Source organism: Pseudomonas sp. 910_23, from assembly GCF_052850795.1.
In genome coordinates, this window is sequence record NZ_VXCZ01000050.1 from 1 (window position 1) to 1,006 (window position 1,006).

Annotated in this window: 1 protein-coding gene; it reads right to left on the reverse strand. The window is 61.1% G+C overall.

Annotated features, from left to right (window positions below):
• The coding region (locus FW800_RS27270) for a DUF6531 domain-containing protein (RefSeq protein WP_446438865.1) at window positions 1–1,006 on the reverse strand (1,006 nt) is incomplete at both ends.

The following is a 1,006-nucleotide window of genomic DNA, read 5'->3' on the forward strand; positions in this document are numbered from 1 at the left end:
GTTCCACCGCACTGGTGCGATACAGCCGTGTCCACTCAAACGGCAAAATCCCGTCCAGCGCGCCATCGGTGAGGGTAAGCAATTCCTCCCCGGTGACCATCGACACCGGGCAGCCGTTGGTGACCGTCTTGTCCGCTGGCGCCGCCGCATCCCCTTTTGGATTCGACGCCACGGCAGGCACATCATCGACGTGTTCCTGACGGACCAACACGGTCTGTCGGGTCTTGTTGCGAACCACCGGCACCGGGTTCGAAACCAGCGTGTCGCCGGCCTTCAACGGCACCACCGGCACGGCCTTGACCGGCGTCGCCGCACTGCTCAGCAACACAGGCTTGGCGGCCTCAACATGCGTGTCCAGCCGCGGCCCCGCCACCTGCCTGGCCAGCAACTCCAACAACGCCCGCGCCCCGCCGGACTTGACGCCACTCAGCACCTGCGCACCCAGCCGCAGCTTTACGCCAATACCCCGCGTCGCCCAGATCAGCAGCAAATTGATCAACACTTCGCCGGTGATTTCACCCAGCAGCTCGTACATTTCGGGCGGCGGCAGCATCCGTATCCAGGCCACCACCGCTGCCACGTAGATAAACAGCAGCGGCTCATCACTGAGCACCAGCAATCCCTTGGCCAGCGTGTCTTTGCTCAGCGCGAGCAGCGCGTCCAGTTCGGCCCGGGAGAGGTACTTCAGCAACTTTTCGCTGTTGGATTTGAGGTTCGCGAGCAGGTCATACAGCTCGGTGATGTTGTCCCACAGGTTGTAGAGCGCCTTGCCGAGCCCGGTAGCAAAGGCCATGCTCTGCATACCACTGCGTTGATAGGCTGGCGCTTTGACAAAGTCGGCCCATTGAAGCTGGAAACGCTCGTCCCACTGTTTACGCAGATCAGCTTCCAACCCGGCAATCACTGACGTGTAGGAGGCATACAGCGCCTTGACGTGATCCCTGGAGACATTGGGGTAAAAGGTGATTTGGTATTGCTGGTCGCGGGTACAGTCGTTGACTTCGAG